This window comes from Flaviflagellibacter deserti (genome assembly GCF_042652085.1).
Lineage (GTDB): Bacteria > Pseudomonadota > Alphaproteobacteria > Rhizobiales > Methylopilaceae > Flaviflagellibacter > Flaviflagellibacter deserti.
Genome location: NZ_JBHSJF010000002.1, coordinates 140,185 through 165,173 on the forward strand (window position 1 = coordinate 140,185; position 24,989 = coordinate 165,173).

The window sequence follows — 24,989 nt, forward strand, 5'->3', positions numbered from 1 at the left end:
TGGGGGAGGGATCGCTGACAAGCGATCAGTGCGTGTGCGAGGCCTGCGGATGCGGCGCCGGCGCGGCCAGCGCAACAGGGGAGGCGAGGGCGCCCGCATCGGCTTCCGGACAGCCGTCCTGCACGTTCTTCCACGACGAGTTGTTGAGGATCATGTCGCAGCGGGCGAGCTTGTTGCCGTCCGGATAGGCGAGGCAGGCCGTCTGGCCCTGCTCGAAGACGCGGCCGTCGGCGCGGCACTGGCAGTCGGCGTAGGCCGGGCCATGGAAAGCCGTCAGCAAGACGGCAGCCGAGTAAAGGGGCACCGCGCGCATGGGTGGATATTAGCACGCCTGCCCGGGTGTGAAGAGAGGTCACACGGTTGCCGAAAGGGCGGCCATGATGACCTTGGATGAGGCGATGGCGCGCTCGATCAGGACGATCTGGTCCTCGGTGCGGTCCTGCAGCTGGGTGGTGTTCTTGCGCCGCTGGAAAACCCGAAGTTTTCCTGCCTTGAGCTGCGACAGCTCCTGTAGAAGAGCATCGTTCATCTTTGCGTATTCCGCGAACTGCGCTTTCAGGCTGCGCGCGTCCATTGTCCCCGATGCTCTCTATTCATTGTTTTTCAGTCTGGACGTTTGCAACGGGTCGATTAACGAGCGCTTAAACAGGTAAAAATACCGGAGATTTGATTGATCACAAGTCCTTGATCGTCATGAGTACTTATGAGCTCGTGTCTGTTCGGCCTGTTATTTCGACAGTTGTTTCAGCTGGTTGCAGATTTTGGCGCGCCATCGACTTCGCCGTGAGGCGTCCTACATCCGGCTCCATGGACGAGGATCTTTCAGAACTCTCGCGCGAGGCGCTGATCGCCGAGGTCCGGCGTCTGCGCGCCGGCATCCGCGAGCACCGCGATTCCACCATGCACGCGCTGTGCTGGCATCACCCGCAACTCTGGGGCCTGTTGCCGGAGCCGATCCCGCGCGACCTCGCGGTGCCGGACTGGCCGCAATTCCTCAGGGGCTGCGTGAAATACCGGGAATCCCTGGAGCGCGAACTGCCCGACGCGCCGCGCGTGGCGAGGGAGTATGGGGGGTAGATACCCTCTCCCGGACGAGGGAGAAGGTCGACTCGCACTGCCAGATGCGAGCGGATTGAGGGGAGGTCAGGAGTGGGCAGCCTTACCGCGCCTTCGGCGCTCCCCCTCACCCCGCTCATGCCTTCGGCATGAGTCGCCCTCTCCCTCGTCGGGGAGAGGGAAAAAATCAATACGGCAGATACGGCGCGACGTTCGAGTAGTAATACCCGCCCCGCCTATCCTCGACGACCGTGCGTTCCTGGCTCTCCCAGCGCGGCTGGCCCTCGATGACCGTGACTTTCCGGTTGTTCGGGCCGACCACCTCGTACTGGTTGCCGGGCGAGCCATAGGTGCGGTTCGGGTCCATGTAATAGGAGCGGACCTCGTAGGACTGCGCATGGGCCGGCGCGGCGGCGAGCGCGATCAGCGCGGCTCCCAGCAATGCACGTGTCATGGCGGCCTTCCTTGTTTCAGGTTTTAAGAGATTTTGGCGCGCTTTCGGCCTTTCGCAAGCGAAGCCTCGGATCATGGTGAAGGGCGGCGGTCGCGCTCAGGCCGGCGGCGCCGGCACCAGGCCGTGGCGCAGCATGGTCTCCTTCAGCTTCGCCGTGTCCGGCGCGCCGTCCGAGAGCAGCGCCGCCATTTCGCGGAAATAGCCGGGGCCGAGCACTCCGGGCGTCAGCACGGAGAGGCAGCTCGCCAGTCCCTGCGTCTCGTTGCGGAAGGCATGGACGACGCCGCGCTTGATGAACAGGCTCTCGCCGGGGCGCAGCTGCACGGTCTTGCCGTCGACCACGAAGGTCATCACGCCCTTGAGGCCATAGACGGTCTCGTCCCAGCTCTCGTGATGATGCGGCACCGGCATGCGGGCATTCGGCTCGACCGTCATCTCGAACATGTCGAGCCCGCCTTCGGTGTCTTCCTTGTCGTGCAGGAAGCGCAGTTCCAGACCCTTGAAGCGAATGACTTCCGGCATGACGATTTCCCCCGTGCGGCCGCTACTTTCTCCCCAACGAGGGAGAAGGTCGACTCGCATTCGCAGAATGCGAGCGGGTTGAGGGGGACATCGCGGCGAGGCTGTGCCGTGCTTCGGAACGCCTTCGGCGTCCCCCCTCACTCGGCTCGGCCGGTCCCCGGCCGAGTCCGCTCTCTCCCTCGTTGGGGAGAGAGACCCACCATCACACCAATAACGCGACCGCATACATTGGTTTCGGGTCCGCAAACCAAGTGGCGATAGGACTGGAGGCTCAGGCCGGTATCTTCCGCCGACCGCGATGGGTGGGGCCGCGTCCCAGAACGGGAGAGTGTTATGCGTCCTGCCTACCAGAACCCGACTGCCCGAACCGTCACGACCGCCCGGCGCGAAGCCGCGCCGCCCGTGCGCCGCTTCCATGTCGTCGCGTCCAGCGTGGAGCTGCAATCGCCCGCCGCCCGCAATGCCGGGCCCAGCCTGAAGGCGCTATGGCAGGGCTTCCTCGCCGCCTGGGAACGCCGCCGCGCGGTGCGCGAACTCCACACCTGGTCCGACCGCGAACTCAAGGACATCGGCATCGCCCATCGTTCGCAGATCGAGAATCTCGTCGGCGGAGAGCGGAACCGGCCCCAGCGGCTGGGCTAGCTCGCCCTCTTGCTCACCGCGGTGGACTGGAAGATCAGCACCACCTTTCGCGAGCGGCAGCGCGGGCAGACCATGCGGAGCGGCAGTTCCGACAGCGGGAAGGGGCCGCCCCGCGTCCAGATCAGTGTGTCGAGATCAAGCTCTTCCGAGTAATGGCATTCGCGCCGCGAGCCGCGCTCGGGTTTGCCCGCCGCGCAGCGCGCGGTGATTCGCCAGCCTGCGGTCCGTGCCTCGCTGAGTGTCTCTATCATGAGAACAAAATGAGAACATATGCGAGGGAGTCAAGGGATTAGCGCAAAGCGGAGTTTAAGCGTGCTAGCGCCCGTTCCACTCTGCGGCCGGCGGCGAAGGCGCTCAGCCGCACCTCGGATAGTCGATGCGCTCGAAGGTCTGGAAGCCGATCCCGTGGCGGTGGGCGCAGCTGAACTCGCTGGCCAGCGCGCTGATGCGGCTCGCCTGCTGCGCCGGCGAGCCGTCGACGTTCTCGTCCAGCCATTCGTCGGGCACGGTCAGCTTCATGCCCGGCTTCAAAAGCATCAGAATCCGCGTCAGTTCCTGGCAGTCCAAGGGTGCCTCCATGTGGTGCGGGGAGGGCTATAGCATTGAGGGGCGGGGAGTCTATCGCCGACTACCCTAGGCGGAAGAAACGAGCGAAGAGAGGATTTCTACAGGGTCGCGATCACCGATAGCTTACTGGGATTCGGGTTGTACCCTGGACGGGGAATAGAGAAATTCTCTTCCGTGAGCTCCAGATCGCCCATGCGATTTAGATGGAAGTCCCTCCAACCTTCGCCGCTGCCCCCAGTTAGTTGCCACGCACAAAGCGTCAACACTCCCGATTTGGAGCGACCGAGGGTGTGAGGCTCAGCAACTCTCCGAGAGCCATCGTATGCAAATGACACGAGTCTTCTTTCGTCGATGGCTATTGATAGGATCGCCTCCATTGAAAGCTCCTTTGAGTTGCGCTCTCGTATAGCTGGCAACCGAAAATCAGATTCGGGGCGGCATGCAAATCGGGGCGGTTACTATCGAGAATTTCCGTTCTATCCAGAACCTGCGCTTGGAATTAATGAGCCACAGTGTTGTTCTCGGATCAAACAACGCTGGTAAATCGACCGTATTAAAAGCCATTGATTTGTTCTTCGAGTCAGCGCCGAGGCTAACTATAGCAGACCATTATTTTAGCAATTCCAACTTGTCGATCGTTATTACGATAGAGTTCCGCAGATTTACACCAGCGGAAAGAGACGAGTTTGCAGGTGCAGTAATCAATGACGTGATGACGGTGTCTAGAGAGTTGTCGGCTACAGACCGTGATAGCGGCCTATACTCAGTCACGGCCCTAGTGAATCCGGCTTTTGATGAGTTTCGCAACGAGTCAAACGGTACCCGTAAGAGGGGCATATATGGCCGGATTCGAGAAGATTTTGGTCTCCCCTCACACCAGACCGCCGACGATATGACGGCGGCTTTAATCGATTGGGAGCGCAATAATCCGGGGACCTTAGAGCCCAGAAGAATGAGAGGTTTCTTCGGCGCAACGAACGTTGCTAACGGCAAACTGAAAAAGCGAACGCTCGTGCGACTGATACCTGCCGTGAGGGAAACAGCTTCGGAGTTTCAGGACCCAAAAAGAAGCCCCGTTCTTGGATTGCTTTCTGACATAGCAAATCAAGTGTTCCAGAACCGTCGAGAGCTTGCGGAATTTGTAGATCGTGCTCGTGAGGAGGCGAGAGTATTAACTGATCCAGAAGGTATTCCTCAGCTTCAAAATATAAGTGATGATCTAACGCGTTCAATTCATCGATTTTACAGTGATACCTCGTTGGAGGCGGAGTGGATCGCTGCGGAGCCTTTGCAGATTGTATTTCCAACACCGAAAGTCGTTATCTCCCACAGAGGAGCCAGAGTTAGCGTCGAGTATGTAGGTCACGGTCTTCAGCGAGCCGTTCTGTTTGCGATTGTGCAGTTTCTAGCAGAGCGCCAGAGTTCATCGACGGAACGGAGTAGCGAGCAGTATTCGGAGCCGCTTAGTGACATCATTTTAATGATAGAAGAGCCTGAAATATATCAGCATCCACTAAAGCAAAAGCAAATTTACGACGCCTTTAAAGAGATATGCTCTTCGTTCGATCCTGGCACAGGTATTCGTATACAAATTATATATACAACCCATTCCGAAAAGCTTATTAGCATGGGAGAATTCGACTCCATTCGAATAATACGGAAGGATGTCGCCGGAGAGTCTTACCTAACCCGATGCACATCGCTGTCGCTGCAAGAATGTAGCCGACTAATGGCAACGGCAGCGAATAAGCCAAATCCGATGCCTCCGACGACATTGGCGGCTAAACTACACATCTTCACTCGCGATGTGTCAGAAGGATTTTTTGCGGAGAAAGTAGTGTTGGTCGAGGGCGGTACAGACAAAGCAATTCTTGAGGGCGCTTATAAGTCTATGGATAGGAATCCAGCCGCAGAAGGTATTTCGATTATCGCCATGTCTGGAAAAACAACTATCGATAAGCCGTTCCTGATATTTTCTCAACTGGGCATTCCTACTTATGCGGTTTTTGACAATGATGCCAACAAGTCGGGAAGGAAGCAGCACCGAGATAGTAACGTGTTGCTTCAAAGACTGGGTGGCGTCCAGGAGCCAGAGGATTTTCCCGAAGGAGTCTTCGACAGGTTTGCCGTTATCCCGGGTGACCTAGAGCGCTACCTCTCGACGGTCCTCGGAAATGCCCATGACGAACTTATGGGTGGCGTTTGCGAGGAGTTTGAGCTGGGCTACGATGATCTGAGAAAGACGCCGCAGGCGGTGTCTGCGCTTCTGGTGTCGGCGACAGCGCGAAATTTTCACTTCCAGCACCTTACCGACATCATCGAAGCGGTCGATCGCTTGAACTAATAGTCCCACCTTAAAATCCCTCCAAATCCCGCTTGTGTTCCAAAACTGTTTCGCGTAGGTTCTGCCGCGCAATAGGACAGTCTTGCTGTCCATTTGTTTCCAGGCGCAAGCGCGTTACCCTGTCGGACTCGGTGAACGGGACCGGGCGGGGTTTTGCCGCCTGGTTTTTGCCGGGCCCGTGCGTAAGGCACTGCCATTGCGGGGTTGGCGAGACGTTTGCATTGCAGGGTCGGCCCTTAAGGGCCGCTTGGCGGGCAGGCGAGGGGTTGGGGATTGCCGCGGCCGAACGGGCTTGCCCGTGACGGACCCGGGTCCTGGGATATTTTTACGCCCGTGGGTGTTTCACCCATGGAGCGGGAGGACAGGCGATGGTGAAGAAGCTTCTGGACGAGAGCACGCTGCCGTGGGGGCCGTTGGCCGCCGCCGCGCGCGACCCCGGAATGCCGCAGCGCGAAGGCCTCTACGATCCGAAGAACGAGCACGATTCGTGCGGCGTCGGCTTCATCGCGCATATGAAGAACGTGCCCTCGCACGACATCGTCGAGAAGGGCCTGGCGATTCTCGCCAATCTCGAGCATCGCGGCGCGGTGGGCGCCGACGAGCGCGCCGGCGACGGCGTGGGCGTTCTGGTCCAGATTCCGCACAAGTTCCTGAAGGCGCGCTGCGCCGAGCTCGGCTTCGACCTGCCCGAGCCGCAGCAATATGCCGTCGGCCATGTGTTCATGCCGCGCGACGCCGAAGGCCAGCGAATCATCCGTGAAACATTCGCCCGCGTCTTCGTCGAGGAGGGCCTGAGCGTCCTTGGCTGGCGCGACGTGCCGACCGACAACTCGACCCTCGGCTATTCGGTGCTGCCGACCGAGCCGCACCACGCGCAGGTCTTCATCGGCCGTCCGGAAGGCTTCGCCACCGACGACGACTACGAGCGGCGGCTCTATGTCGCCCGCAAGCGCGTCTCGAACACGATCTTCGGCGAAAACGACCCGCGCACGAAGGGCTATTACATCCCGTCGCTGTCGTGCCGGACGCTCGTCTACAAGGGCATGTTCCTGTCGGACCAGATCGGCGTCTATTACCCCGACCTCCGGCACCCGGAGTTCGAGTCGGCGCTGGCGCTCGTCCATCAGCGGTTCTCGACCAACACCTTCCCGAGCTGGCAGCTGTCGCACCCCTACCGGATGGTCGCGCACAACGGCGAAATCAACACGCTGCGCGGCAACGTCAACTGGATGGCGGCGCGTCAGGCGTCGGTCTCCTCGCCGCTGTTCGGCGAGGACATCGAGAAGCTGTGGCCGATCTCCTACGAGGGGCAGTCGGACACCGCCTGCTTCGACAACGCGCTCGAATTCCTGGTCCAGGGCGGCTACTCGCTCGCGCATGCCGCGATGATGCTGATCCCGGAAGCCTGGGCCGGCGACCCCCTGATGGAGGAGCAGCGCCGCAACTTCTACGAATATCACGCGGCGCTGATGGAGCCGTGGGACGGCCCGGCGGCGATGGCGTTCACCGACGGCCGCCAGATCGGCGCGACGCTCGACCGTAACGGCCTGCGCCCGGCGCGCTATTTCGTGACCACCGACGACATCGTCGTGATGGCCTCCGAAATGGGCACGCTGACGGTGCCGGAAGAGAAGATCGTCACCAAGTGGCGCCTGCAGCCCGGCAAGATGCTGCTGATCGACCTGCACGAAGGCCGCATCATCTCCGACGACGAGGTGAAGGCGCAGCTTGCCGCCGCGCATCCCTACAAGGACTGGCTGGCGAAGACGCAGATCCAGCTGGAGAGCCTCGACAAGGTGTCGTCGGCGCCGGACTGGCAGAGCGACGTGCCGCTGCTCGATCGCCAGCAGGCGTTCGGCTACACCCAGGAAGACCTGTCGCTGCTGATGGCGCCGATGGCCGTGACGGGCCAGGAAGCGGTCGGCTCGATGGGCACCGACACGCCGATCTCGCCGCTCTCGCTGAAGCCGAAGCCGCTCTACACCTATTTCAAGCAGCTGTTCGCGCAGGTCACCAACCCACCGATCGACCCGATCCGCGAGGAACTGGTGATGTCGCTGGTGTCCTTCATCGGACCTCGGCCGAACATCCTCGACCATGAGGGAACGGCGGAGAAGAAGCGCCTCGAAGTCCACCAGCCGATCCTGACCAATGCGGATCTGGAGAAGATCCGCCACATCGAGGACCAGGAGCCGGACTTCTCGGCCGTGACGCTCGACATCTGCTGGCCCGCCTCCGAGGGCGCCGCCGGGATGGAGAAGGCGGTCGAGGCGCTGTGCCGCGAGGCAGAAAAGGCCGTCGACGAGGGCCGCAACATCATCATCCTGTCGGACCGCAAGGTCTCGAAGGACTGCATCGCGATCCCGGCGCTGCTCGCGACCGCGGCCGTTCACCATTACCTGATCCGCAAGGGTCTCCGGACCTCGGTCGGCCTCGTCGTCGAGACCGGCGAAGCGCGCGAAGTGCACCACTTCGCCTGCCTCGCAGGCTATGGCGCGGAAGCGATCAACCCGTATCTCGCCTTCGAGACCATGCTGGAGATGCACCGCGCGGGCGAATATCCGCCGGAGGTCTCCGAGTACGAGGCGGTGTCACGCTTCATCAAGTCGATCGGCAAGGGCCTGCTCAAGGTCGCGTCGAAGATGGGCATCTCGACCTACCAGTCCTATTGCGGCGCGCAGATCTTCGACGCGGTCGGCCTGCAGTCCGACTTCGTGGAGAAGTATTTCCGCGGCACCTCGGCCCCGATCGGCGGCATCGGCATCAACGAGGTCGCCGAGGAGACGGTGAAGCGCCACGAACAGGCGTTCGGCCCGATCCAGATCTATCGCCACGCGCTCGATGTCGGCGGCGAATATGCATTGCGCATGCGCGGCGAGGACCATGCCTGGACCGCGGACACGGTGCGCGACCTGCAGCATGCCGTGCGTGGCAACAGCGAGGAGCGCTACCGGGCGTTCGCCAGGCAGATCAACGAATGCGTCGATCGTCCGCTGACGATCCGCTCGCTGTTCGACTTCAAGACCGCCGAGAGCGACGGCCGCGCGCCGGTTCCGCTGGAGGAGGTCGAGGACGCGGCATCGATCGTGCGGCGCTTCGCGACCGGTGCGATGTCCTACGGCTCGATCAGCCGCGAGGCGCACACCACGCTCGCGATCGCCATGAACCGGATCGGCGGCAAGTCGAACACCGGCGAGGGCGGCGAGGAAAGTGATCGCTTCAAGCCGCTGCCGAACGGCGACACGATGCGCTCGGCGATCAAGCAGGTGGCCTCGGGACGCTTCGGCGTGACGGCGGAATACCTCGTCAACGCCGACATGATCCAGATCAAGATGGCGCAGGGCGCGAAGCCCGGTGAAGGCGGCCAGCTGCCCGGCCACAAGGTCGACGCGGTGATCGCCAAGGTCCGGCATTCGACGCAGGGCGTCGGCCTGATCTCGCCGCCGCCGCACCACGACATCTATTCGATCGAGGACCTGGCGCAGCTCATCTACGACCTGAAGAACGTCAACCCGCAGGCTGACGTCTCGGTGAAGCTCGTCTCCGAGGTCGGCGTCGGCACGGTCGCGGCGGGCGTCGCCAAGGCGCGCGCCGACCATGTGACGATCTCAGGCTTCGAGGGCGGCACCGGCGCGAGCCCGCTGACCTCGATCAAGCATGCCGGTTCTCCGTGGGAGATCGGCCTCGCCGAGACGCACCAGACTTTGGTGAAGAACCAGCTTCGCGGCCGCATCGCGGTGCAGGTCGACGGTGGTCTGCGCACCGGACGCGACGTCGTGATCGGCGCCATGCTCGGCGCCGACGAATTCGGCTTCGCGACCGCGCCGCTGATCGCGGCCGGCTGCATCATGATGCGCAAGTGCCATCTCAACACCTGCCCGGTCGGCGTCGCGACGCAGGACCCGGTGCTGAGGAAGCGCTTCGTCGGCCAGCCCGAGCACGTGATCAACTACTTCTTCTTCGTCGCCGAGGAAGTGCGGGAGATCATGGCCTCGCTCGGCTACCGGAACTTCGACGAGATGATCGGCCAGATGCAGATGCTGGACCGCACCCGCGTCATCGAGCACTGGAAGGCGCAAGGCCTCGACTTCTCGCGCATGTTCCAGAAGCCGGTCGCGGAAGAGGGCATCTCGATCCGCCACACCGAGCTGCAGAACCATCACCTCGAAACGGTGCTGGATCGCGGCCTGATTGCCGACGCGCAGCCCGCGCTGGTGAACGGCGAAAAGGTGCTGATCGAGACCTCGATCCGCAGCCTGAACCGCTCGGCGGGAGCGATGCTCTCCGGGGAGGTGGCAAAGCGCTACGGCCACAAGGGCCTGCCGGACGACACGATCCTCGTGAAGATGACGGGCACCGCCGGCCAGGCCTACGGCGCGTGGCTCGCGCAGGGCGTCTCGTTCGAGCTCGAAGGCGAAGCCAACGACTATGTCGGCAAGGGCCTCGCGGGCGGCCGCATCGTCGTCAAGCCGCCGGCGAATTCGGGCATCGTTCCGGAGCAGTCGATCATCGTCGGCAACACGGTGCTCTACGGCGCGATCGCGGGCGAAGTGTATTTCCGCGGCGTCGCCGGCGAGCGCTTCGCCGTCCGCAACTCCGGCGCCATCGCGGTCGTCGAGGGCACCGGCGACCATGGCTGCGAATACATGACCGGCGGCGTGGTCGTCGTTCTCGGCAAGACGGGCCGCAACTTCGCGGCCGGCATGTCGGGCGGCGTGGCTTACGTCTGGGACGAGGACGGCACGTTCAAGGACCGCTGCAACATGTCCATGGTCGAGCTCGAGCCGGTCGCCGAGGAAGAAGAGCTGATGCAGCGCGTGCATCACCAGGGCGGCGATCTCCTGTTCAAGGGGCGTGTCGAGCTGATGAGCAACATGACGGCATTCGACGCCGAGCGGCTGATCCAACTCATCGTCAATCACGAGCGCTATACGGGCTCGGCCCGGGCACGTGCGATTCTCGACGACTGGGCGAACGCCCGCTCGAAGTTCGTGAAGGTGATGCCGGTCGAATATCGCCGCGCGCTTGCCGAAATGGCCAAGCGCGAACTGGTCGCGGCGGAGTGAAGGTTTACGGCGACACGAAATCGGGCAATTGCCTGAAGGTCCTCTACACGGCGGATTTTCTTGGCCTGACCTACGAATTCGTGCCCGTCGACATCACCAAGGGGGAAAGCCGGACGCCGGCCTTCCTCGCAAGGAGTGCAATGGGGCAGGTGCCTCTCGTCGAGTTCGACGACGGGCGCTGTCTTGCCCAGTCGAATGCGATCATCCGGTATCTGGCGCGCGGCAGCCGCCTGATCCCGGACGATCCGTTCCTCGGGGCGAAGGTCGACGAGTTGCTGTTCTGGGAGCAGTACAGCCACGAACCATACGTGGCGACGTGCCGGTTCCAGATGGTCTATCTCGGCAAGCCGAGCAGCGAACGCGAGCCGATCCGGGTCGAGAAGGGCGAGAAGGCGCTCGACTTCATGGAAACGAGGCTCGCCGGTCGTCAGTGGTTCATCGGCGACGAGCTATCGCTCGCCGATATCGCCCTCGTTGCCTATACGAGGGTTGCCCATGAGGGCGGTTTCGATCTCGCGTCCCGTCCGGGCGTGAGAAAGTGGATTGGACGCTGCGAAGAGGCCCTGGGCCTTAAGGCAGAAGTGGAAAGCGTTTGAGGACTGGGACATGGGCAAGGTAACGGGCTTCCTGGAGATCGAACGCCAGGACCGGAAATATGCTCCGGCGGCCGACCGCGTGCGGAACTACAAGGAATTCGTCATTCCGCTCGGCGACGAGGGGACGAAGACCCAGGCCGCGCGCTGCATGGATTGCGGCATTCCGTACTGCCACAACGGCTGCCCGGTGAATAACCAGATCCCGGACTGGAACGACCTCGTCTATCACGGCGACTGGGAAGAGGCCGCGCGCAACCTCCATTCGACCAACAATTTCCCGGAATTCACCGGCCGCATATGCCCGGCGCCCTGCCAGGAAAGCTGCACGCTGAACCTCATCGACCAGCCGGTGACGATCAAAACAATCGAGCAGGCGATCGCCGACAAGGCGTGGGCGAACGGCTGGGTCGACATCGTCTCGCTGCGTCCGAAGACCGGCAAGACAATTGCCGTCATCGGCTCCGGTCCGGCGGGCCTCGCGGCCGCGCAGCAGCTCGCGCGCGCCGGCCATGAGGTCCACGTCTACGAGAAGAATGCGCGCGCCGGCGGCCTGCTGCGCTATGGCATCCCCGACTTCAAGCTGGAGAAGGACGTCGTCGAGCGCCGCGTGAAGCAGCTCGAGGCCGAGGGCGTGACGTTCCATTACGGCGTCAATGTCGGCAAGGACGTGTCGGCGAAGCAGCTCGCCTCCGAGCATGACGCCGTCGTGCTGTCCGGCGGCTCCGAGAAGCCGCGCGACCTGCCTGTGCCGGGCCGCGAACTCGCGGGCATCCACTATGCGATGGATTTCCTGACCCAGAACAACCGCCGCGTCTCCGGCGAGAACACCGATGTCCAGGATCCGATCCTCGCGACCGGCAAGCATGTCGTCGTGATCGGTGGCGGCGATACCGGTTCGGACTGCATCGGCACCTCGATGCGCCACGGCGCGCTTTCGGTGACGCAGCTCGAAATCCTGCCGATGCCGCCGGTGCATCCGAACAAGCTGATGACCTGGCCGGACTGGCCGTTGCGTCTGCGCACCTCATCGTCGCACGAAGAGGGGGCCGAGCGTGACTTCGCGGTGCTGACCCAGAAGTTCTCGGGCGAGAACGGCCGGGTCGAGAAGCTCCATTGCGTGAAGGTCGATGCCCGGTTCCAGCCGATCCCCGGCACGGAGTTCGAGATCAATGCAGACCTCGTGTTCCTGGCGATGGGCTTCGTCCATCCGGTGCACGAAGGCATGATCGAGGAACTCGGCGTCTCGACCGATGCGCGCGGCAACGTCATAGCCTCGACGCTGAACTACGAGACCTCCGTGCCGAACATCTTCGCCGCCGGCGACATGCGCCGCGGCCAGTCGCTGGTCGTCTGGGCAATCCGCGAGGGCCGTCAGGCCGCGCATGCGGTCGATGCCTTCCTGATGGGGTCGAGCGTCCTGCCTCGGGTCTGAGGATCCTCCCTCTCCTGCGAAGCGGGAGAGGGTCGAGTCGCGTCACGCGACCGGGGTGAGGGCAAGCACGATGCTCATTGCTGCAATCATGCCCTCACCCGCTCGCTCCGCGAGTCGACCTCTCCCGTGAACGGGAGAGGTAAGGCCGCTGGCCTGCCCGGTCGCACTAGTTCGCGACCGGTGTCACCGTCGCCTCTGGAGCAGTCGCGTCGGTCCAGCTGAAATCGTCGCCGCGTCCGGGCTTCGGCGGCACGACCTCGCCGTCCCTCATCGCCTTCTGCGCCATCTCGACATCCGGCAGGCTTTGGGCCGGAGCGGCGGGCGCGGGCGGAACAAGGATCGCGCCCGGCGTGCGAGGCGCTTCCCCGAGCAGGAGGATGCGGCTCGATCCGGGGGTGAGGGGCGCGGAGATTTCCTTGGCGATCTCCGCGTCGGTGTTGGCATCGTCCTTGGTCGTCAGATAGCCGCGCAGTTCGAGTTCCACATAGTGGGCGAGCTTTGCCGAGCCGGCCCTTGTGAAGTGGACGCCGTCGGCCATGCGCAGGCGCACCGTGCGGCCTTCGAGGTTCGGACCCTGGGTCATGAACTGCTCGTCGTCGTCGACGAAGCCTTCCCAGACATCGATGAAGATGCCGCCGAGCGATTGCAGGCGCTGCTGCACGAGCTCGTTGGCGAAGGCGTAGTCGGTCGAGGTCTTCTGGTCGGCGACCGGAGGCAGGGCGACCCAGAGGAGCGGGATGTTGCGCTGGCGGAAGGACAGGATGACGTCGTCGACCTTGGCGGCGTAGAGGTCCATCCACGATGCGCCCCCGGATGTGGGGGCGTCGGCCGGCGCGTCGGCATTAGGCTTCTTCGGCGGGTCGTCGTACGGGCCCATCATGATGACGGCGGCCGTGACCGGCTTCTCGCGCAGGAAGATCTCGTCGATGACGTCGCGCCAGGGCTTGTCGGTCTCCTTCAGGAAACCGATGCCGGGGCGGATTTCGCGGACGAGGCCGACCTCCGGCCGCTCGCTGAGCGCCTCGACGAGGCCGTTGGCCAGGTTTTCCGCGAGCGAGTCGCCGATGACCGCGACGAATGTGGTCTGCTGGACGGCGGGCTTCTTCGGCGCCGCCGGGCGCGGCGCGGCGGGGGCGCTGTCGGCGTTGTATTGCTGCTGGGGGACCTGCTGCTGGCCGCCGGACGGCCAGCGCGGCGCGGGCAGGCCGAGGCGCGGAAACAGGCGTTGGAAGAAGCCGACACGCGGACGCGCCTCCTGCTGCTGCGGCACATACTGGCGGCTCGGATTGACGTATTGCCGCTCCGACGGCGGGATATAGCCCGGCGGATAGGTCCTCTGACGCGGGGGCCTCTGGGGCTGATAGCGCGGCGGAGCCTCGTAGCGCGGCTCAAAGAATTGGGCATGGGCCGGCGCGCCAGCGTAGAGCGCGGCGAAAACCAGACCTGCGAGAAAGAGCCGCAACGAACGCATCAGACACCCGGTGAAGGCCCAAAGCCTTCCGTGTTCAGCCCCGTGTCCTGATTAAAGCTTCAGTTCGGCGCGCGCAAACGCTCAAGCACCGACGGCGTGGCGTTTCCATCGGCATACATGCCGATGCGGGACTGGAACCGGCGGATCGCGTCGCGCGTCTGGGCGCCGAACTGGCCGTCGACCTTGCCGACCGGATAACCGCGCTGGACGAGGAGACGCTGGATCTCCTCGCGCTCGGGCTGGGTCAGGAGCTGGTCCGCCGGCCATGGCGCGACGAACGGGCCGGCGCCGCGGATGCGGTCGGCGAGATGGCCCACGACGAGCGCGTAATTGTCTGAATTGTTGTAGCGCTTGATGACCCGGAAGTTCGGCAGGACGAGGAAGGCTGGGCCGGTCGGGCCGCCGGGCAGGAGCAGGCGTCCCTGGTCGGTCGGGCGTGGAAAATCCTGGTCGCCCGCGCGGCGCACGCCCATCGCCTTCCACTGCGACAGCGGCGCGGCGCCCATGGATTTGCCGTGCTGGACGTTGAAGTTCGGCGGCAGGATGACCTCGTAGCCCCAGGTCTCACCGGGACGCCAGCCGGACTTCTTGAGATAATTCGCGGTCGAAGCCAGCGCGTCCGGGATCGTGGTCCAGATGTCGCGGCGGCCGTCGCCCGTGATGTCGACGGCGAAGGCCTTGAAACTCGACGGCATGAACTGGGTATGGCCCATCGCGCCGGCCCAGGAGCCGACCATGTGCTTGGGATCGGTATGCCCCTGCGCGAGGATGTCGAGCGCGGCCAACAGCTCCTTGCGGAAGTATTCGGCGCGATAGCCGTTATAGGCGAGGGTCGCCATGGCGCGGATGGCGTTATGGCCGCCGAGGAAGCCGCCGTAATTGGTCTCGTTGCCCCAGACCGAGAGGACGACGAAGCGGTCGACGCCGTAGGTCTGCTCGATGATTCGGAGCGCCTGATCCCATTCCTGCGCCTTCAGCCGGCCCTTCTCGATGCGCAGATCGGAGGCGCGCTTCATGATGTATTGCGCGCTGGTCGACTTGAATTCCGGCTGCTTGCGCGTCGCCTCCATGACCGTCGGGTCCGGGGTCATGCCGGAGAAAGCGGAGACAAAGATCTGGCGCGGGATGCCGCGCGCCTGCGCGTCGAGCCAGAGCCGGTCGACGAAGGCGGGGAAATTGGCCGCCGCGGCCGTAGGTAGCAGCGTTGCTGCGATCAATAGTCCGCCGGCGAGAAGGCCGGAGCGGGAGACAGCGAACCTGGCTTTGGTCGTCATGGTCTTACCCGATTTGCAGGGAGACTTTAGCCTCAAGACGGCCTGAACACAGTTAGTATCCGGTAAACGACACCGTTAGTCATGTGTTTGAACCATGTTTGTCGTTCCCTGCTTCCGGTTTTTGGAAAACTTTGGCTAGATGCCGAATGGGGCTGTCTTTTTTCCTCCCACAGCGAGTGTCCTCATGAAGCGTATCCGCAAAGCCGTCTTCCCGGTCGCCGGTCTCGGCACGCGATTCCTGCCGGCCACCAAGGCGGTTCCGAAGGAGATGCTGACAGTGGTCGATCGCCCTGTGATCCAGCATGTCGTGGACGAGGCGAAGGCTGCGGGAATCGAGCATTTCATCTTCGTGACCGGTCGCGGCAAGGCGGTGATCGAGGATCACTTCGACATCGGCTTCGAACTGGAAACCACGCTGGAGCGCCGGAACAAGAGCAAGGAACTGGCGGCGCTGAGGGCCGATTTGCCGGCGGCAGGCGAGACGAGCTTCACCCGCCAGCAGTCGCCGCTCGGCCTCGGCCATGCGGTCTGGTGCGCCCGCGACATCGTCGGCGACGAGCCGTTCGCGCTGGTTCTCCCCGACATGCTCCACCACGGCCCGAGCTGCCTGAAAGGCATGATCGACGTCTACAATCAGGCCGGCGGCAACGTGATCGCCGTCAACGAAGTGCCGAAAGAGCAGGTGTCGTCCTACGGCATCGTCGGCGTCGGAGAGAGCCGGGGCTCGGGCTTCAGGATCACCAGCATGGTCGAGAAGCCCAAGGTGGAGGATGCGCCGTCGAACTATTCGATCTCGGGCCGCTACATCCTGCAGCCGGAGATCTTCGATATCCTGGCCAAGCAGGAGCCGGGAGCGGGCAACGAGATCCAGCTGACCGATTCGATGCTGACACTGGCGAAGGCGCAGGACTTCTTCGGCTATCGCTTCGACGGCAAGATCTACGACACTGGTTCGAAGATCGGCTTCCTCGCCGCGAACATCGCCTACGCGCTGGATCGCGAGGATCTCGGGCCGCAGCTCAAGGCGGAGATCAAGACGCTGTTAGGATAACTGATGGCCCTCTCCCGAGGGGAGAGGTGGAGGGTACGCCCTCTCGACAGATATTACCCCTCTCCCGGTCGCGGTTTCCGCCGCGACTCGACCTCTCCCTCAGGAGAGGCGGCTAGCGCCGGAAGCGCAGGCCCATCTCGATCAGATCCGATGTGTAATCCTCGCCGGGCACCGAGCTTTCGAGCTTGAGGTGCGCGACGCGGGCACGAAGTGCCACCGAGCGCGTGAACCGGTATTCGACCCCGAGATCGGCCGAATATTGGTCTTCGACGAAGTCCGCGCCCTCATAGTCGACACGGTCGTAGGCGAGCTGCCCCGTCAGGATCAGATTGCGTCGCAGCGCGTGCTCGACCTTGATGGAGGTCGAGCGGTTGACCGCGCCGGAAGCTCCGGGAAGCGTCGTCTCGTCGATGCTGGACGCGCCTGTCAGGGTCATGGTCGTGAGCACGGACGGGCGCCAGATCAGCGAGCCCTCGGCGATGAGGCCATCGATCGTTTCGAGCTTTGATGAATCCGGGTCGCGACGCCCATAGCCCGCTTTGCCCTCGATTGCGATGAGCGCGCTCGGTTCGAAACGCGCGCCGAGCAGGGCTTCCACGCCGGTCGAATCACGCTTCTCCTGCAGGAAGTCGTCATCCGCCTCGTAGAGATGGCGATTGCCCGCCACTTCGACGAAAGGTTCGAGAGCCGGGCTCAGCTCGTAGCCGATGCGCTCGCGCAGTTCGTAGGCGGTGTAGTTGCGGGGCGAGTTGTCGAGCGTGTCGCCGTTGTTGAGCTTCGAGTCGGCATAGAAGTAACGGTCGGCCGAGAGGGTCGAGCCGATCGACAGGCGGTTCGGCTTGTAGGTCGCACCGACGCTGATGCCCGATGTGTAGACCTCCGTCCGGCCGACGACGCTCTCCGGTACTTCCGGATCACCGGGCCGGTCGCTGCCGATCGTGCCCCGGATCGCGAGATCGATCTTGAGGTCACTTCGAGCATCGAGGCGAAGCGCCATGTCGCCTGCGAAATCCGGCGTGTCGAGGTCGTGGATGTCCTGGTAGGCGATGTAGGCGCCACGGATCTTCGCCGTGAATTGATGGCGCGCCCAGTCGGAGGCGACGTCGAGGTCCGCTTCGGCGCGGGTGAAGGTCGAGCCCTTGCCGCCGGCTTCCGCGCGCGGATTGCTCTCATAACCGCCGGAGGTCTCGAAGCTCGGCTTCAGGATGAAACTGCCAGCGCGAACGCCTAGGGGAGCATAGGGATCGTCCTCCTCGATCCGCCTCTTGCGGCGCGGCTCAACGATCTCCGCCGGGCTAGGCGGCATGGCGTCTTCGAGCGGCGGCTCGGCGAAGCTCGTGTCGGGGGCGCTCTCGAAAGCCGGGAAGCCGAGGTCGTCGGACGATGTCGGCGGCGTCTCGGCCAGGGTTCCCCGTAGCTCCTGCGCGACGGCCGGATGGGCGAACGCCGCCAAGGCGAGGGCGCAGAGAATCGACCGGCCAGGCGGCAGGGCTCCGCCCAGACGGGTGCGAAGCGGAGCCTTTCGCCGTCCCAACATGGTTAAGAACCATTGAACAGGAAGGGTTAACGCGCGGTTGCGGAGGGCGCGCTTGCTGCCGTCCCGGCACGGGGCTAGAAACGCGTCTTGTCGCAGGAGGACGCGTTTTTGTCCCTGAAGCCCGTCAGTACCGAAGCGCGGGAAGAGCCGGCGCTCGTTTCAGCCCGCAACACTCTCGAGACCGAAGCCGGCGGGCTTGCGCTCCTTGCCCGCGCCCTCGATGGCGAACTGGGTACGGCATTCCTCCGGGCGGTCGACAAACTGCAATCGGCCGAAGGTCGCGTGATCGTCACCGGAATGGGCAAGAGCGGCCATGTCGGGCGGAAGCTGGCGGCGACCTTCGCCTCGACCGGCACGCCCGCGAGCTTCGTGCACGCGGCCGAAGCCAGCCATGGCGATCTCGGCATGATCACGAAGCGAGATGTCGTGATCGCGCTGTCCTGGTCGGGCGAGACCCTCGAACTGCGTGATATGCTGCACCACACGCAGCGCTACGATATTCCGCTGATCGCGATCACCGCCAATCCGGAAAGCGCGCTCGGCTCGAACGCCGACATCGTGCTCTGCCTGCCGAAGGCGCCGGAAGCGTGCCCGCATGGCCTGGCGCCGACGACCTCGACGACGATGCAGCTTGCACTCGGCGATGCGCTGGCGATCGCGCTGCTGGAAGTTCGACGCTTCACCGCGGAGGGTTTCCGAGGGTTTCATCCCGGCGGCAAGCTTGGGGCCGGCCTTATCCATGTCGAGGATCTGATGCATGGCGGCGATGAGATGCCGCTCGTTGGCACGGGTACTCTGATGTCCGAGGCGATCTCGGCGATCAGCGCGAAAGGCTTCGGCTGCGTCGGCGTGGTCGACGCGGATGGACGTCTCGTCGGCATCGTGACCGACGGCGATCTGCGCCGCCACATCTCGCCGGTCCTGCCCAGCCTTCCGATCGACGATGTGATGACCCGCTCGCCGAAAACCGTCGCGAAGGGAGAGATCGCGAGCTCCGCGATCGAACTGATGAACTCCGGTAAGTTCACGGCGGTTTTCGTCGTCGAGAACGGCCGTCCGGTGGGGCTGCTTCATCTGCACGATCTGCTGCGGGCAGGGGTCGCCTGAAGGTCTTCAGTTCCGCACAAGCTTTCTGAGCGATATCAAGTTTGTGAGCCAAAAACCGTCCCAGGTTTAACGTCGGGTTAGAACAAGCCTGCATAAACTCCAGTGTTCCCGCGTGGGTTACTGGGGTTTGCGTAGATGGATCTTGCATCGCTAATCGGCTTTGGTCTTGCGATGGCCGTGGTCGGCGGTCTGATGGTACTGGGCGGCGACCCGTCGATCTTCCTCGACTCGCATTCGGTGATCATCGTGTTCGGCGGCGCGCTGGCCGCCACAATGATCCGTTTCCCCCTCCATGCGACCCTGCACGGCTTTCCGGTCGGTCTGAAATACGCGTTCACGATGCGGAAGGTCTCCGCACGGGATCTGATCGTCGAGATCGGCCAACTTGCCGACACGGTTCGCAAAAACGGCCCGTTGGCGCTCGAGAACGTGCAGGTATCGGACCCCTTTCTGGGAAAGGGCGTCCGCTACATCGCCGACGGCTATGACGGCGACTTCATCCGCGAAAGCCTCGAACTGGAGCGCGACCTCCTGCTCGGCCGCCTCAGCGAAGGCGAGAAGATCTTCCGCTCGATCGGCGATTGCGCCCCGGCCTTCGGTATGGTCGGCACGCTCATCGGCATGGTGCAGATGTTCGCCAACATGCAGGACCCCTCGACCCTGGGTCCCTACATGGCCATCGCGCTGACCGCGACCCTCTACGGCGCGCTGATGCAGAACTTCGTCGGCATTCCGATCGCCGACAAGCTGCACCTGAAATTCGCCGAGGAGGACCTCAACCTCACGCTCATCATCGACGGCATCATGCAGATCCGCGACGCAAAGAGCCCGGCGCTCGTGCGCGAGATGCTGCTGGCCTACCTGCCCGAGAAGCACCGGGCAGAGATGCTAGAGGATGCGGCCTGATCCATGGCACGTAAAAGGAAAGGCGATGCCCACGCTGGCGGTCACGGCTGGTACGTAACCTTCGCCGACCTGATGGCGCTCTTGATGGCGTTCTTCGTCGTCGTCGCCGCGGCCTCGTCCGCCGACAAGGCCAAGATGGCCGCGATGGTCGGTTCGATGCGCGAGGCGTTCGGCGTTCAGACCAGGCAGCCGGAACAGGCCGGCATCATTGAGATCGACGGTTCGCCTGTCCGCGGCAAGCCGAAGAATGTCGCACACGTGGATCCCGAGGATACGACACAGAGGCCGGGACCGATCGAGCAGCAACTCGATACCGGCCCCATGAACGCCGGACATAACTCGAAATACCAGATGGCGGCGACGACACTCCGTCAGGCGCTGCAGCAGATGCCTGAAATCTCGGAGATATCGCAGAACATAGTGATCGAGGAATTGCCGGAAGGCGTGGCGATGCAGATCGTCGACCAGGATGGCCGATCGATGTTCGCTGAAGGATCGGCGGAGCCGAACGAACGTACGAGGGAGGCGCTGGTTGCGCTTGCCCCGGTGCTGCGCTCGCTGCCGGAACGCATCGCCATCATCGGTCACACCTCGCAATCACAGACAGCCGCGACGCCTGACTACGGACCATGGGAAATCTCGGCCGACCGCGCCAATTCCGTGCGCCGCGTGCTGCGAGAGAGCGGCGTGCCGGCCGACCGTTTCCACTCCGTCGTCGGCCGTGCCGATACCGAGCCGCTCTATCCGGACAATCCGTTCCTGGCCGCCAACCGGCGCGTGACGATCCTGCTAATGTCGGAAGCGCCGCCGGTGCCGACGAACGTGCAGCCGTAAAATAGTCTCCCGGAGCGCATCGCGATATCCGGAATCTACGCCACCGGCGCGACGATCAAAACCGCGCCGTCCGTTCCCTCGACACGGATGCGCGTTCCGGCGGCGAGATCGGGGCCGCTGATCCTCCAGACCGTATCGTCGATCTTGACCCGCCCGCGGCCGCTGACGATGGGCTCCTCGAGCGTGAACTGGCGGCCGACATAGAGTTCGCTCCGGCGATGCAATACGGGCTCGGACGATGCCGGCCCGTGACCGCGCGAGAAGCGCCACCAGCCGACCACGGCGATGATCGATAGCGCGGCGAAGGCGAGGATCTGACCCTGCCAACCCCAGTCGACGACGAGCATGAGCAGGCCGGTCGCGATGGCCGCCACGCCTAGCCAGAGCATGAACGTGCCCGGAGCGACGATCTCGATGCCGAGGAAGAGGAGGCCGAGGACGAACCAGGTCCAGACGCCGAGACTTTCGAGCCAGCCCAGGATCATGTCAGGCGTCCGGCGTCTGAATGGTCGGGGGCACTGAGCCGCGGCGTGCCGCAGGGGCCGAGCGAGGTGTCTCCTGCGCGTCGCCGATGGCGGATTTGGCGATCTCGGCGATGCCGGCCAGCGAGCCGATGATCGCGGTCGCCTCGACCGGCAGGATCAACGTTTTCTGATTGGGCGAGGAGGCGAACTTGCTCAGCGCGGCGACATATTTGTCGGCGATGAAATAGTTCAGCGCCGCTAGATTGCCGCTGGCCACCGCCTCCGAGACGACGCTCGTTGCCCGTGCCTCGGCCTCGGCCGCGCGCTCGCGGCCCTCGGCATCGCGGAACGCTGCTTCCCTGCGGCCCTCGGCTTCAAGGATCTGCGCCTGCTTCTTGCCTTCGGCGCGCAGGATCTCGGACTGGCGCTGGCCTTCCGATTCCAGGATCGAGGCGCGCTTCTCGCGCTCGGCCTTCATCTGCCGGCCCATCGCGGCGACGAGGTCGACCGGCGGGCGGATGTCGCGGATCTCGATACGGGTGACCTTGACGCCCCAGGGCGAGGCCGCGGCGTCGACCACCTTGAGAAGGCGTTCGTTGATCTCGTCGCGCTGCGACAGAAGATGGTCGAGGTCCATCGAACCCATGACCGAGCGGATATTGGTCATGGTCAGGTTGAGGATCGCCGATTGCAGATCGGTCACCTCGTAGCTTGCGCGAGCGGCGTCGACGACCTGATAGAAATTGACGCCGTCGACCTGCACCGTGGCGTTGTCGCGGGTGATGACCTCCTGGCTCGGGATGTCGAGCACCTGCTCCATCATGTTCACCTTGCGGCCGACGCGGTCGATGAAGGGGATGATGAGGGTCAGGCCCGGCGTCAGTGAGCGGGTGTATTTCTGGAAGCGCTCGACAGTGTAGTTGTAGCCCTGCGGCACGGTCTTCACGCCGGCGGCGACGACAAGGACCACGAGTGCCAGCAGAACGATGGCGAAGACGTCGAATCCGAACATGGTGCAGGGGCCCTTTTGGTTGCGGCGACTGTGATGTGTCGGATCGAAAGTCTCAAGAGCATGACGAAAGGTTCAAATCGGCCGCTCAGGGTGGTTGATTTCGGGGCGCGATTGGCATAGTAAGCCGCCTCCGCCGATGCTTCGACATCAGTAACGACCGCTCACGCGGCAAAGATTTTTGCAGGCCTGAACCGATGAAGATCCGCAACTCCCTCAAGTCGCTGCGCGACCGCCATCGGGACAACCGCATCGTCCGCCGGAAGGGCCGCGTCTACATCATCAACAAGACGCAGAAGCGCTTCAAGGCTCGCCAGGGCTGATTGCCCGGCGTGCTGTCCACCGGACGCGCGCCTTTATCCTTTGACGTGAGACGCCACGCGCCCTAGCCTCTAGGGCATGAGCGCAGCAACACGGTCTCTTCTTCTCTCCGTTTTCCTCCTCATGCCGGCGGCCGCTTCCGCACAGGACGCGCCGAAGGACCAGACGCCCGCGCCTCAAGAGACGCCGTTCGTCGCCGACGGCAACTCGCAGCAGAATCGCGAGGCGCGTCTCGATCGCCTGTTCGACAGCCTCTCGGGTGCGAAGGATGCGGATGAGGCAAAGCGCTTCGAGAACACGATAGAGGTGCTGTGGGCGCAGTCCGGCAGCGACACGGCCGATCTTTTCGCCGCCCGCGCCGTCGACATGCTGACGGAGGCGCAGGACCAGGACGGCGCGCTGCGCATGCTGAACGCGGCGCTGGAAGCGAAGCCCGATTATGCCGAGGGCTGGAACAAGCGGGCGACCCTGTTCTTCATGAAAGGCGACTACGCGCATGCGATGCGCGATATCCGCGAGACGCTGCGCTATGAGCCGCGCCATTACGGCGCCTGGGCCGGGCTCGGCCGCATCCTCGACCAGACCGGCGACAGCAAGAAGGCGCTCGACGCCTATCGCCGCGCGATCGCGATCAACCCGTATATGGACGGGTTGAAGGACGAAGTGTCCCGCCTGACCACGAAAGTCCGCGGCGAGGAGCTCTGATTTTCTCTTGAGTTAGCGGGTGGTGCCGGTGGTCGGCACGCTGCGGTCGGCCATCGCGGCGTCGGGCCTGGCCTGGACCTGGGTCTGCTCGTTGGTCGAGCCTTCGGTGAGCTGAACGGTCCAGCTGCGCTGCTCGCCGGTATCGATCTCGAAGAAGCCGGTGCGGCTGTAGCCGCGCGTCAGGCAGTTATCGATGCCCTTGATCGTGAATTCCTTGTCCTTGGTGCACATGAAGGCACCGCCGCCCCATTCGCCGCCATGGTCGTAATCGAGGGCGTAGACGTAATAATAGCGGGCGACGAGGGGGCCCTTGAGCAGCGTCTCGCAGCTCGATCCGCCGACATTCCACCAGCCTTCGGTGATCCAGGTTTCACCGTCCTTGTAGCCGATGGCTACGCCGACGCGACTGGACGTGGCATTGCATAAGCGGAAATCGACCGCCCAGGCCGCGCTTGCACACGCAGTACTCAGTGCCAGCACGCTGAGTGTGAGGAACGAACGTCTTCCCCCAACCCGGCGCTTCGGAGCGGGGACCCTCATCCCATTACAGCTCGCGTCAGCCTTACGGTGGCAATTCTCATTCCCCATCCCCCTTACGCTGTCAACGTTCCCATCGGTGACAAGGCGATAGAGCGCGCCAAAAAGGGCGGCATCGCGGCACTATGGTCGTTCTTCAAGTGATTCGCCCTGCGGTCGCGCAATCCAGATCCCCAACAGAATGACTGCTCCGCCAATCGCCTGGATGATCGAGATCGGTTCGGAGAGGATGATCCAGCCAAACAGAGCGGCGGCGATCGCCTCGAGGAAGATGACGAGCGACGAGAAGGTCGCCGGCAGATGTCCGAGCGAAAAGGCAAGAAGGCCTTGGCCAGCCGCGTGGCTGACGAGCGCGAGCGCGAAAAGCATCGCAAGGCTCGCCGCCGAGTCCGGGAAGAAGTTCTGCTCGCGGATCAGCGCGACCACACCGAGGATCAGGGCGGTGATGATCGTCGAGGCGAACGTGATGCGGGCCGCGCCATGCGTCTTGCGGGCGGCGCCGACGGCCAGGAAATAGCAGCCGAAGAAGACCGCGGTGATGAGGCCGTAAAGGTCGCCGGAGAGGCGTTCCGGATCGACCTGCATGCTCTCGCCCACCAGGAGCCCGCCGCCGATCATCGCCAGCCCGAGGCCGACGACGACGGAGCGGCCGATATGCTCGCTCTTCATCAGCCAGGTGCCGAACAGCACCCAGAACGGCGCGGTGGTGGCGAAGAAGGTGGCATTGGCGACCGTCGTGTTGAGGATCGCGAGGTGCCAGAAGAACAGATCGCACGCGAAGAAGATGCCCGCGAGAACGATCGGCAGGCTGAACAGCTTTCCGTTCGATCCGGCCGGTGCCGTGCGGGCCTCGTAGCGGTCCCAGGCCCAGAGAACGGGGAGGGCGAGCGCGACGCGCCAGAAGGCGCTGGTGGTCGGGCCGACATCGACGAGGCGGACGAAGATCGGCGAGGCGCCCATGGCCACGGCGCCGGCAACGAGCGCGATAAAGGCGCCGATATGCGTGCCCGAGCTTTCGTCGGTCCCGGTGGATGCGGTCATTCGACTGTGCGGCTTTCTATGGCAGGGCGCGGGTTAGGTTACTATGCTCGGGT

General features: G+C 63.6%; 26 protein-coding genes. 12 read left to right on the forward strand and 14 right to left on the reverse strand.

Features of this window, described 5'->3' with window-relative positions; all coding sequences use genetic code 11:
* Positions 1-25: 25 nt before the first annotated feature.
* Complete coding sequence (locus tag ACFPFW_RS02830; RefSeq protein WP_379769334.1) at positions 26-313, reverse strand: hypothetical protein; 288 nt, start codon at positions 311-313, stop codon at positions 26-28.
* Positions 314-352: 39 nt separating this feature from the next.
* Positions 353-574 (reverse strand): hypothetical protein, encoded by a 222-nt coding sequence (locus ACFPFW_RS02835; protein ID WP_114957355.1) that lies wholly within the window; start codon positions 572-574, stop codon positions 353-355.
* 233 nt (positions 575-807) lie between these two features.
* On the opposite strand from ACFPFW_RS02835, the gene ACFPFW_RS02840 reads away from it, so the two are divergent.
* Positions 808-1,077: a hypothetical protein gene (locus tag ACFPFW_RS02840; protein ID WP_114957356.1), complete on the forward strand. Its 270-nt coding sequence runs from the start codon at positions 808-810 to the stop codon at positions 1,075-1,077.
* A 166-nt stretch (positions 1,078-1,243) separates the two neighbouring features.
* Here ACFPFW_RS02840 and ACFPFW_RS02845 read toward each other — a convergent pair whose 3' ends face one another.
* Positions 1,244-1,510 (reverse strand): hypothetical protein, encoded by a 267-nt coding sequence (locus tag ACFPFW_RS02845; protein ID WP_114957357.1) that lies wholly within the window; start codon positions 1,508-1,510, stop codon positions 1,244-1,246.
* 96 nt (positions 1,511-1,606) lie between these two features.
* Positions 1,607-2,032 carry a cupin domain-containing protein gene (locus ACFPFW_RS02850; RefSeq protein ID WP_114957358.1) on the reverse strand — a complete coding sequence of 142 codons (426 nt, stop codon included), beginning with the start codon at positions 2,030-2,032 and terminating at the stop codon, positions 1,607-1,609.
* Positions 2,033-2,365: 333 nt separating this feature from the next.
* Here ACFPFW_RS02850 and ACFPFW_RS02855 point away from each other — a divergent pair, with 333 nt between their 5' ends.
* Positions 2,366-2,674: a DUF1127 domain-containing protein gene (locus ACFPFW_RS02855; protein ID WP_114957359.1), complete on the forward strand. Its 309-nt coding sequence runs from the start codon at positions 2,366-2,368 to the stop codon at positions 2,672-2,674.
* Here ACFPFW_RS02855 and ACFPFW_RS02860 read toward each other — a convergent pair.
* The 3 genes from ACFPFW_RS02860 to ACFPFW_RS02870 form a co-directional block, all read right to left on the reverse strand.
* Positions 2,671-2,925 (reverse strand): hypothetical protein, encoded by a 255-nt coding sequence (locus ACFPFW_RS02860; protein WP_114957360.1) that lies wholly within the window; start codon positions 2,923-2,925, stop codon positions 2,671-2,673. The two genes, ACFPFW_RS02855 and ACFPFW_RS02860, sit on opposite strands and share 4 nt — an antisense overlap.
* Before the next feature lie 103 nt (positions 2,926-3,028).
* Positions 3,029-3,211 carry a hypothetical protein gene (locus ACFPFW_RS02865; RefSeq protein ID WP_162799706.1) on the reverse strand — a complete coding sequence of 61 codons (183 nt, stop codon included), beginning with the start codon at positions 3,209-3,211 and terminating at the stop codon, positions 3,029-3,031.
* Between the two features lie 128 nt (positions 3,212-3,339).
* Positions 3,340-3,618: a WYL domain-containing protein gene (locus ACFPFW_RS02870; protein WP_114957362.1), complete on the reverse strand. Its 279-nt coding sequence runs from the start codon at positions 3,616-3,618 to the stop codon at positions 3,340-3,342.
* A gap of 62 nt (positions 3,619-3,680) precedes the next feature.
* Here ACFPFW_RS02870 and ACFPFW_RS02875 point away from each other — a divergent pair, with 62 nt between their 5' ends.
* From ACFPFW_RS02875 to ACFPFW_RS02890, 4 genes are all read left to right on the forward strand, one after another.
* Positions 3,681-5,585 carry an ATP-dependent nuclease gene (locus ACFPFW_RS02875; protein ID WP_114957363.1) on the forward strand — a complete coding sequence of 635 codons (1,905 nt, stop codon included), beginning with the start codon at positions 3,681-3,683 and terminating at the stop codon, positions 5,583-5,585.
* 440 nt (positions 5,586-6,025) lie between these two features.
* Positions 6,026-10,651 carry a glutamate synthase large subunit gene (gene gltB / locus ACFPFW_RS02880; protein WP_465254240.1) on the forward strand — a complete coding sequence of 1,542 codons (4,626 nt, stop codon included), beginning with the start codon at positions 6,026-6,028 and terminating at the stop codon, positions 10,649-10,651.
* Positions 10,648-11,247 carry a glutathione S-transferase family protein gene (locus ACFPFW_RS02885; protein WP_114957365.1) on the forward strand — a complete coding sequence of 200 codons (600 nt, stop codon included), beginning with the start codon at positions 10,648-10,650 and terminating at the stop codon, positions 11,245-11,247. The genes gltB and ACFPFW_RS02885 overlap by 4 nt, the downstream gene beginning before the upstream one ends.
* A gap of 10 nt (positions 11,248-11,257) precedes the next feature.
* Positions 11,258-12,679, forward strand: coding sequence for a glutamate synthase subunit beta (locus tag ACFPFW_RS02890; RefSeq protein ID WP_114957366.1), 1,422 nt, complete (start codon positions 11,258-11,260; stop codon positions 12,677-12,679).
* Between the two features lie 166 nt (positions 12,680-12,845).
* On the opposite strand, the gene ACFPFW_RS02895 is transcribed toward ACFPFW_RS02890, so the two are convergent.
* Positions 12,846-14,150 carry an SGNH/GDSL hydrolase family protein gene (locus ACFPFW_RS02895; protein ID WP_114957367.1) on the reverse strand — a complete coding sequence of 435 codons (1,305 nt, stop codon included), beginning with the start codon at positions 14,148-14,150 and terminating at the stop codon, positions 12,846-12,848.
* A gap of 59 nt (positions 14,151-14,209) precedes the next feature.
* Positions 14,210-15,424, reverse strand: coding sequence for a lytic murein transglycosylase (locus ACFPFW_RS02900; protein WP_114957368.1), 1,215 nt, complete (start codon positions 15,422-15,424; stop codon positions 14,210-14,212).
* Positions 15,425-15,608: 184 nt separating this feature from the next.
* On the opposite strand from ACFPFW_RS02900, the gene galU reads away from it, so the two are divergent.
* On the forward strand, positions 15,609-16,475 hold the full coding sequence (gene galU / locus ACFPFW_RS02905) for a UTP--glucose-1-phosphate uridylyltransferase GalU (RefSeq protein ID WP_114957369.1): 867 nt from the start codon (positions 15,609-15,611) through the stop codon (positions 16,473-16,475).
* A 112-nt stretch (positions 16,476-16,587) separates the two neighbouring features.
* On the opposite strand, the gene ACFPFW_RS02910 is transcribed toward galU, so the two are convergent.
* Positions 16,588-18,012, reverse strand: coding sequence for an outer membrane beta-barrel protein (locus ACFPFW_RS02910; RefSeq protein ID WP_114957370.1), 1,425 nt, complete (start codon positions 18,010-18,012; stop codon positions 16,588-16,590).
* 108 nt (positions 18,013-18,120) lie between these two features.
* Between ACFPFW_RS02910 and ACFPFW_RS02915 the strand changes: the two genes are divergently transcribed.
* The 3 genes from ACFPFW_RS02915 (at position 18,121) to ACFPFW_RS02925 (ending at position 20,859) form a co-directional block, all read left to right on the forward strand.
* Positions 18,121-19,119: a KpsF/GutQ family sugar-phosphate isomerase gene (locus ACFPFW_RS02915; protein WP_114957371.1), complete on the forward strand. Its 999-nt coding sequence runs from the start codon at positions 18,121-18,123 to the stop codon at positions 19,117-19,119.
* A gap of 135 nt (positions 19,120-19,254) precedes the next feature.
* Positions 19,255-20,025 (forward strand): motility protein A, encoded by a 771-nt coding sequence (locus tag ACFPFW_RS02920; protein WP_114957372.1) that lies wholly within the window; start codon positions 19,255-19,257, stop codon positions 20,023-20,025.
* 3 nt (positions 20,026-20,028) lie between these two features.
* Positions 20,029-20,859, forward strand: coding sequence for an OmpA/MotB family protein (locus tag ACFPFW_RS02925; protein ID WP_114957373.1), 831 nt, complete (start codon positions 20,029-20,031; stop codon positions 20,857-20,859).
* A 35-nt stretch (positions 20,860-20,894) separates the two neighbouring features.
* Here the strand turns inward: ACFPFW_RS02925 and ACFPFW_RS02930 are convergent, their stop codons facing one another.
* Together ACFPFW_RS02930 and ACFPFW_RS02935 are read right to left on the reverse strand one after the other, a co-directional pair.
* Positions 20,895-21,344 carry an NfeD family protein gene (locus tag ACFPFW_RS02930; RefSeq protein WP_114957374.1) on the reverse strand — a complete coding sequence of 150 codons (450 nt, stop codon included), beginning with the start codon at positions 21,342-21,344 and terminating at the stop codon, positions 20,895-20,897.
* Between the two features lies 1 nt (position 21,345).
* Positions 21,346-22,335 carry an SPFH domain-containing protein gene (locus ACFPFW_RS02935; RefSeq protein WP_114957375.1) on the reverse strand — a complete coding sequence of 330 codons (990 nt, stop codon included), beginning with the start codon at positions 22,333-22,335 and terminating at the stop codon, positions 21,346-21,348.
* Positions 22,336-22,529: 194 nt separating this feature from the next.
* On the opposite strand from ACFPFW_RS02935, the gene ykgO reads away from it, so the two are divergent.
* The gene (ykgO, locus tag ACFPFW_RS02940) at positions 22,530-22,655 is read left to right on the forward strand and encodes a type B 50S ribosomal protein L36 (protein WP_114957376.1); all 126 of its coding nucleotides are present in this window, start codon (positions 22,530-22,532) and stop codon (positions 22,653-22,655) included.
* Between the two features lie 76 nt (positions 22,656-22,731).
* Entirely contained in the window at positions 22,732-23,358 is a 627-nt protein-coding gene (locus ACFPFW_RS02945; protein WP_114957377.1) for a tetratricopeptide repeat protein, read from the forward strand.
* 12 nt (positions 23,359-23,370) lie between these two features.
* On the opposite strand, the gene ACFPFW_RS02950 is transcribed toward ACFPFW_RS02945, so the two are convergent.
* The gene (locus ACFPFW_RS02950; protein WP_379769351.1) at positions 23,371-23,898 is read right to left on the reverse strand and encodes a DUF1036 domain-containing protein; all 528 of its coding nucleotides are present in this window, start codon (positions 23,896-23,898) and stop codon (positions 23,371-23,373) included.
* 120 nt (positions 23,899-24,018) lie between these two features.
* Entirely contained in the window at positions 24,019-24,936 is a 918-nt protein-coding gene (locus ACFPFW_RS02955; protein ID WP_114957379.1) for a DMT family transporter, read from the reverse strand.
* Between the last annotated feature and the right edge of the window lie 53 nt (positions 24,937-24,989).

What these genes read in the sequence shown, in the direction of transcription:
- ACFPFW_RS02830 (WP_379769334.1), bottom strand. Translation starts at nt 313, where the DNA reads ATGCGCGCGGTGCCCCTTTACTCGGCTGCCGTCTTGCTGACGGCTTTC.
- ACFPFW_RS02835 (WP_114957355.1), bottom strand. Translation starts at nt 574, where the DNA reads ATGGACGCGCGCAGCCTGAAAGCGCAGTTCGCGGAATACGCAAAGATG.
- ACFPFW_RS02840 (WP_114957356.1), top strand. Translation starts at nt 808, where the DNA reads ATGGACGAGGATCTTTCAGAACTCTCGCGCGAGGCGCTGATCGCCGAG.
- ACFPFW_RS02845 (WP_114957357.1), bottom strand. Translation starts at nt 1,510, where the DNA reads ATGACACGTGCATTGCTGGGAGCCGCGCTGATCGCGCTCGCCGCCGCG.
- ACFPFW_RS02850 (WP_114957358.1), bottom strand. Translation starts at nt 2,032, where the DNA reads ATGCCGGAAGTCATTCGCTTCAAGGGTCTGGAACTGCGCTTCCTGCAC.
- ACFPFW_RS02855 (WP_114957359.1), top strand. Translation starts at nt 2,366, where the DNA reads ATGCGTCCTGCCTACCAGAACCCGACTGCCCGAACCGTCACGACCGCC.
- ACFPFW_RS02860 (WP_114957360.1), bottom strand. Translation starts at nt 2,925, where the DNA reads ATGATAGAGACACTCAGCGAGGCACGGACCGCAGGCTGGCGAATCACC.
- ACFPFW_RS02865 (WP_162799706.1), bottom strand. Translation starts at nt 3,211, where the DNA reads ATGCTTTTGAAGCCGGGCATGAAGCTGACCGTGCCCGACGAATGGCTG.
- ACFPFW_RS02870 (WP_114957362.1), bottom strand. Translation starts at nt 3,618, where the DNA reads ATGGAGGCGATCCTATCAATAGCCATCGACGAAAGAAGACTCGTGTCA.
- ACFPFW_RS02875 (WP_114957363.1), top strand. Translation starts at nt 3,681, where the DNA reads ATGCAAATCGGGGCGGTTACTATCGAGAATTTCCGTTCTATCCAGAAC.
- gltB (WP_465254240.1), top strand. Translation starts at nt 6,026, where the DNA reads ATGCCGCAGCGCGAAGGCCTCTACGATCCGAAGAACGAGCACGATTCG.
- ACFPFW_RS02890 (WP_114957366.1), top strand. Translation starts at nt 11,258, where the DNA reads ATGGGCAAGGTAACGGGCTTCCTGGAGATCGAACGCCAGGACCGGAAA.
- ACFPFW_RS02895 (WP_114957367.1), bottom strand. Translation starts at nt 14,150, where the DNA reads ATGCGTTCGTTGCGGCTCTTTCTCGCAGGTCTGGTTTTCGCCGCGCTC.
- ACFPFW_RS02900 (WP_114957368.1), bottom strand. Translation starts at nt 15,424, where the DNA reads ATGACGACCAAAGCCAGGTTCGCTGTCTCCCGCTCCGGCCTTCTCGCC.
- galU (WP_114957369.1), top strand. Translation starts at nt 15,609, where the DNA reads ATGAAGCGTATCCGCAAAGCCGTCTTCCCGGTCGCCGGTCTCGGCACG.
- ACFPFW_RS02910 (WP_114957370.1), bottom strand. Translation starts at nt 18,012, where the DNA reads ATGTTGGGACGGCGAAAGGCTCCGCTTCGCACCCGTCTGGGCGGAGCC.
- ACFPFW_RS02920 (WP_114957372.1), top strand. Translation starts at nt 19,255, where the DNA reads ATGGATCTTGCATCGCTAATCGGCTTTGGTCTTGCGATGGCCGTGGTC.
- ACFPFW_RS02925 (WP_114957373.1), top strand. Translation starts at nt 20,029, where the DNA reads ATGGCACGTAAAAGGAAAGGCGATGCCCACGCTGGCGGTCACGGCTGG.
- ACFPFW_RS02930 (WP_114957374.1), bottom strand. Translation starts at nt 21,344, where the DNA reads ATGATCCTGGGCTGGCTCGAAAGTCTCGGCGTCTGGACCTGGTTCGTC.
- ACFPFW_RS02935 (WP_114957375.1), bottom strand. Translation starts at nt 22,335, where the DNA reads ATGTTCGGATTCGACGTCTTCGCCATCGTTCTGCTGGCACTCGTGGTC.
- ykgO (WP_114957376.1), top strand. Translation starts at nt 22,530, where the DNA reads ATGAAGATCCGCAACTCCCTCAAGTCGCTGCGCGACCGCCATCGGGAC.
- ACFPFW_RS02945 (WP_114957377.1), top strand. Translation starts at nt 22,732, where the DNA reads ATGAGCGCAGCAACACGGTCTCTTCTTCTCTCCGTTTTCCTCCTCATG.
- ACFPFW_RS02950 (WP_379769351.1), bottom strand. Translation starts at nt 23,898, where the DNA reads ATGAGGGTCCCCGCTCCGAAGCGCCGGGTTGGGGGAAGACGTTCGTTC.
- ACFPFW_RS02955 (WP_114957379.1), bottom strand. Translation starts at nt 24,936, where the DNA reads ATGACCGCATCCACCGGGACCGACGAAAGCTCGGGCACGCATATCGGC.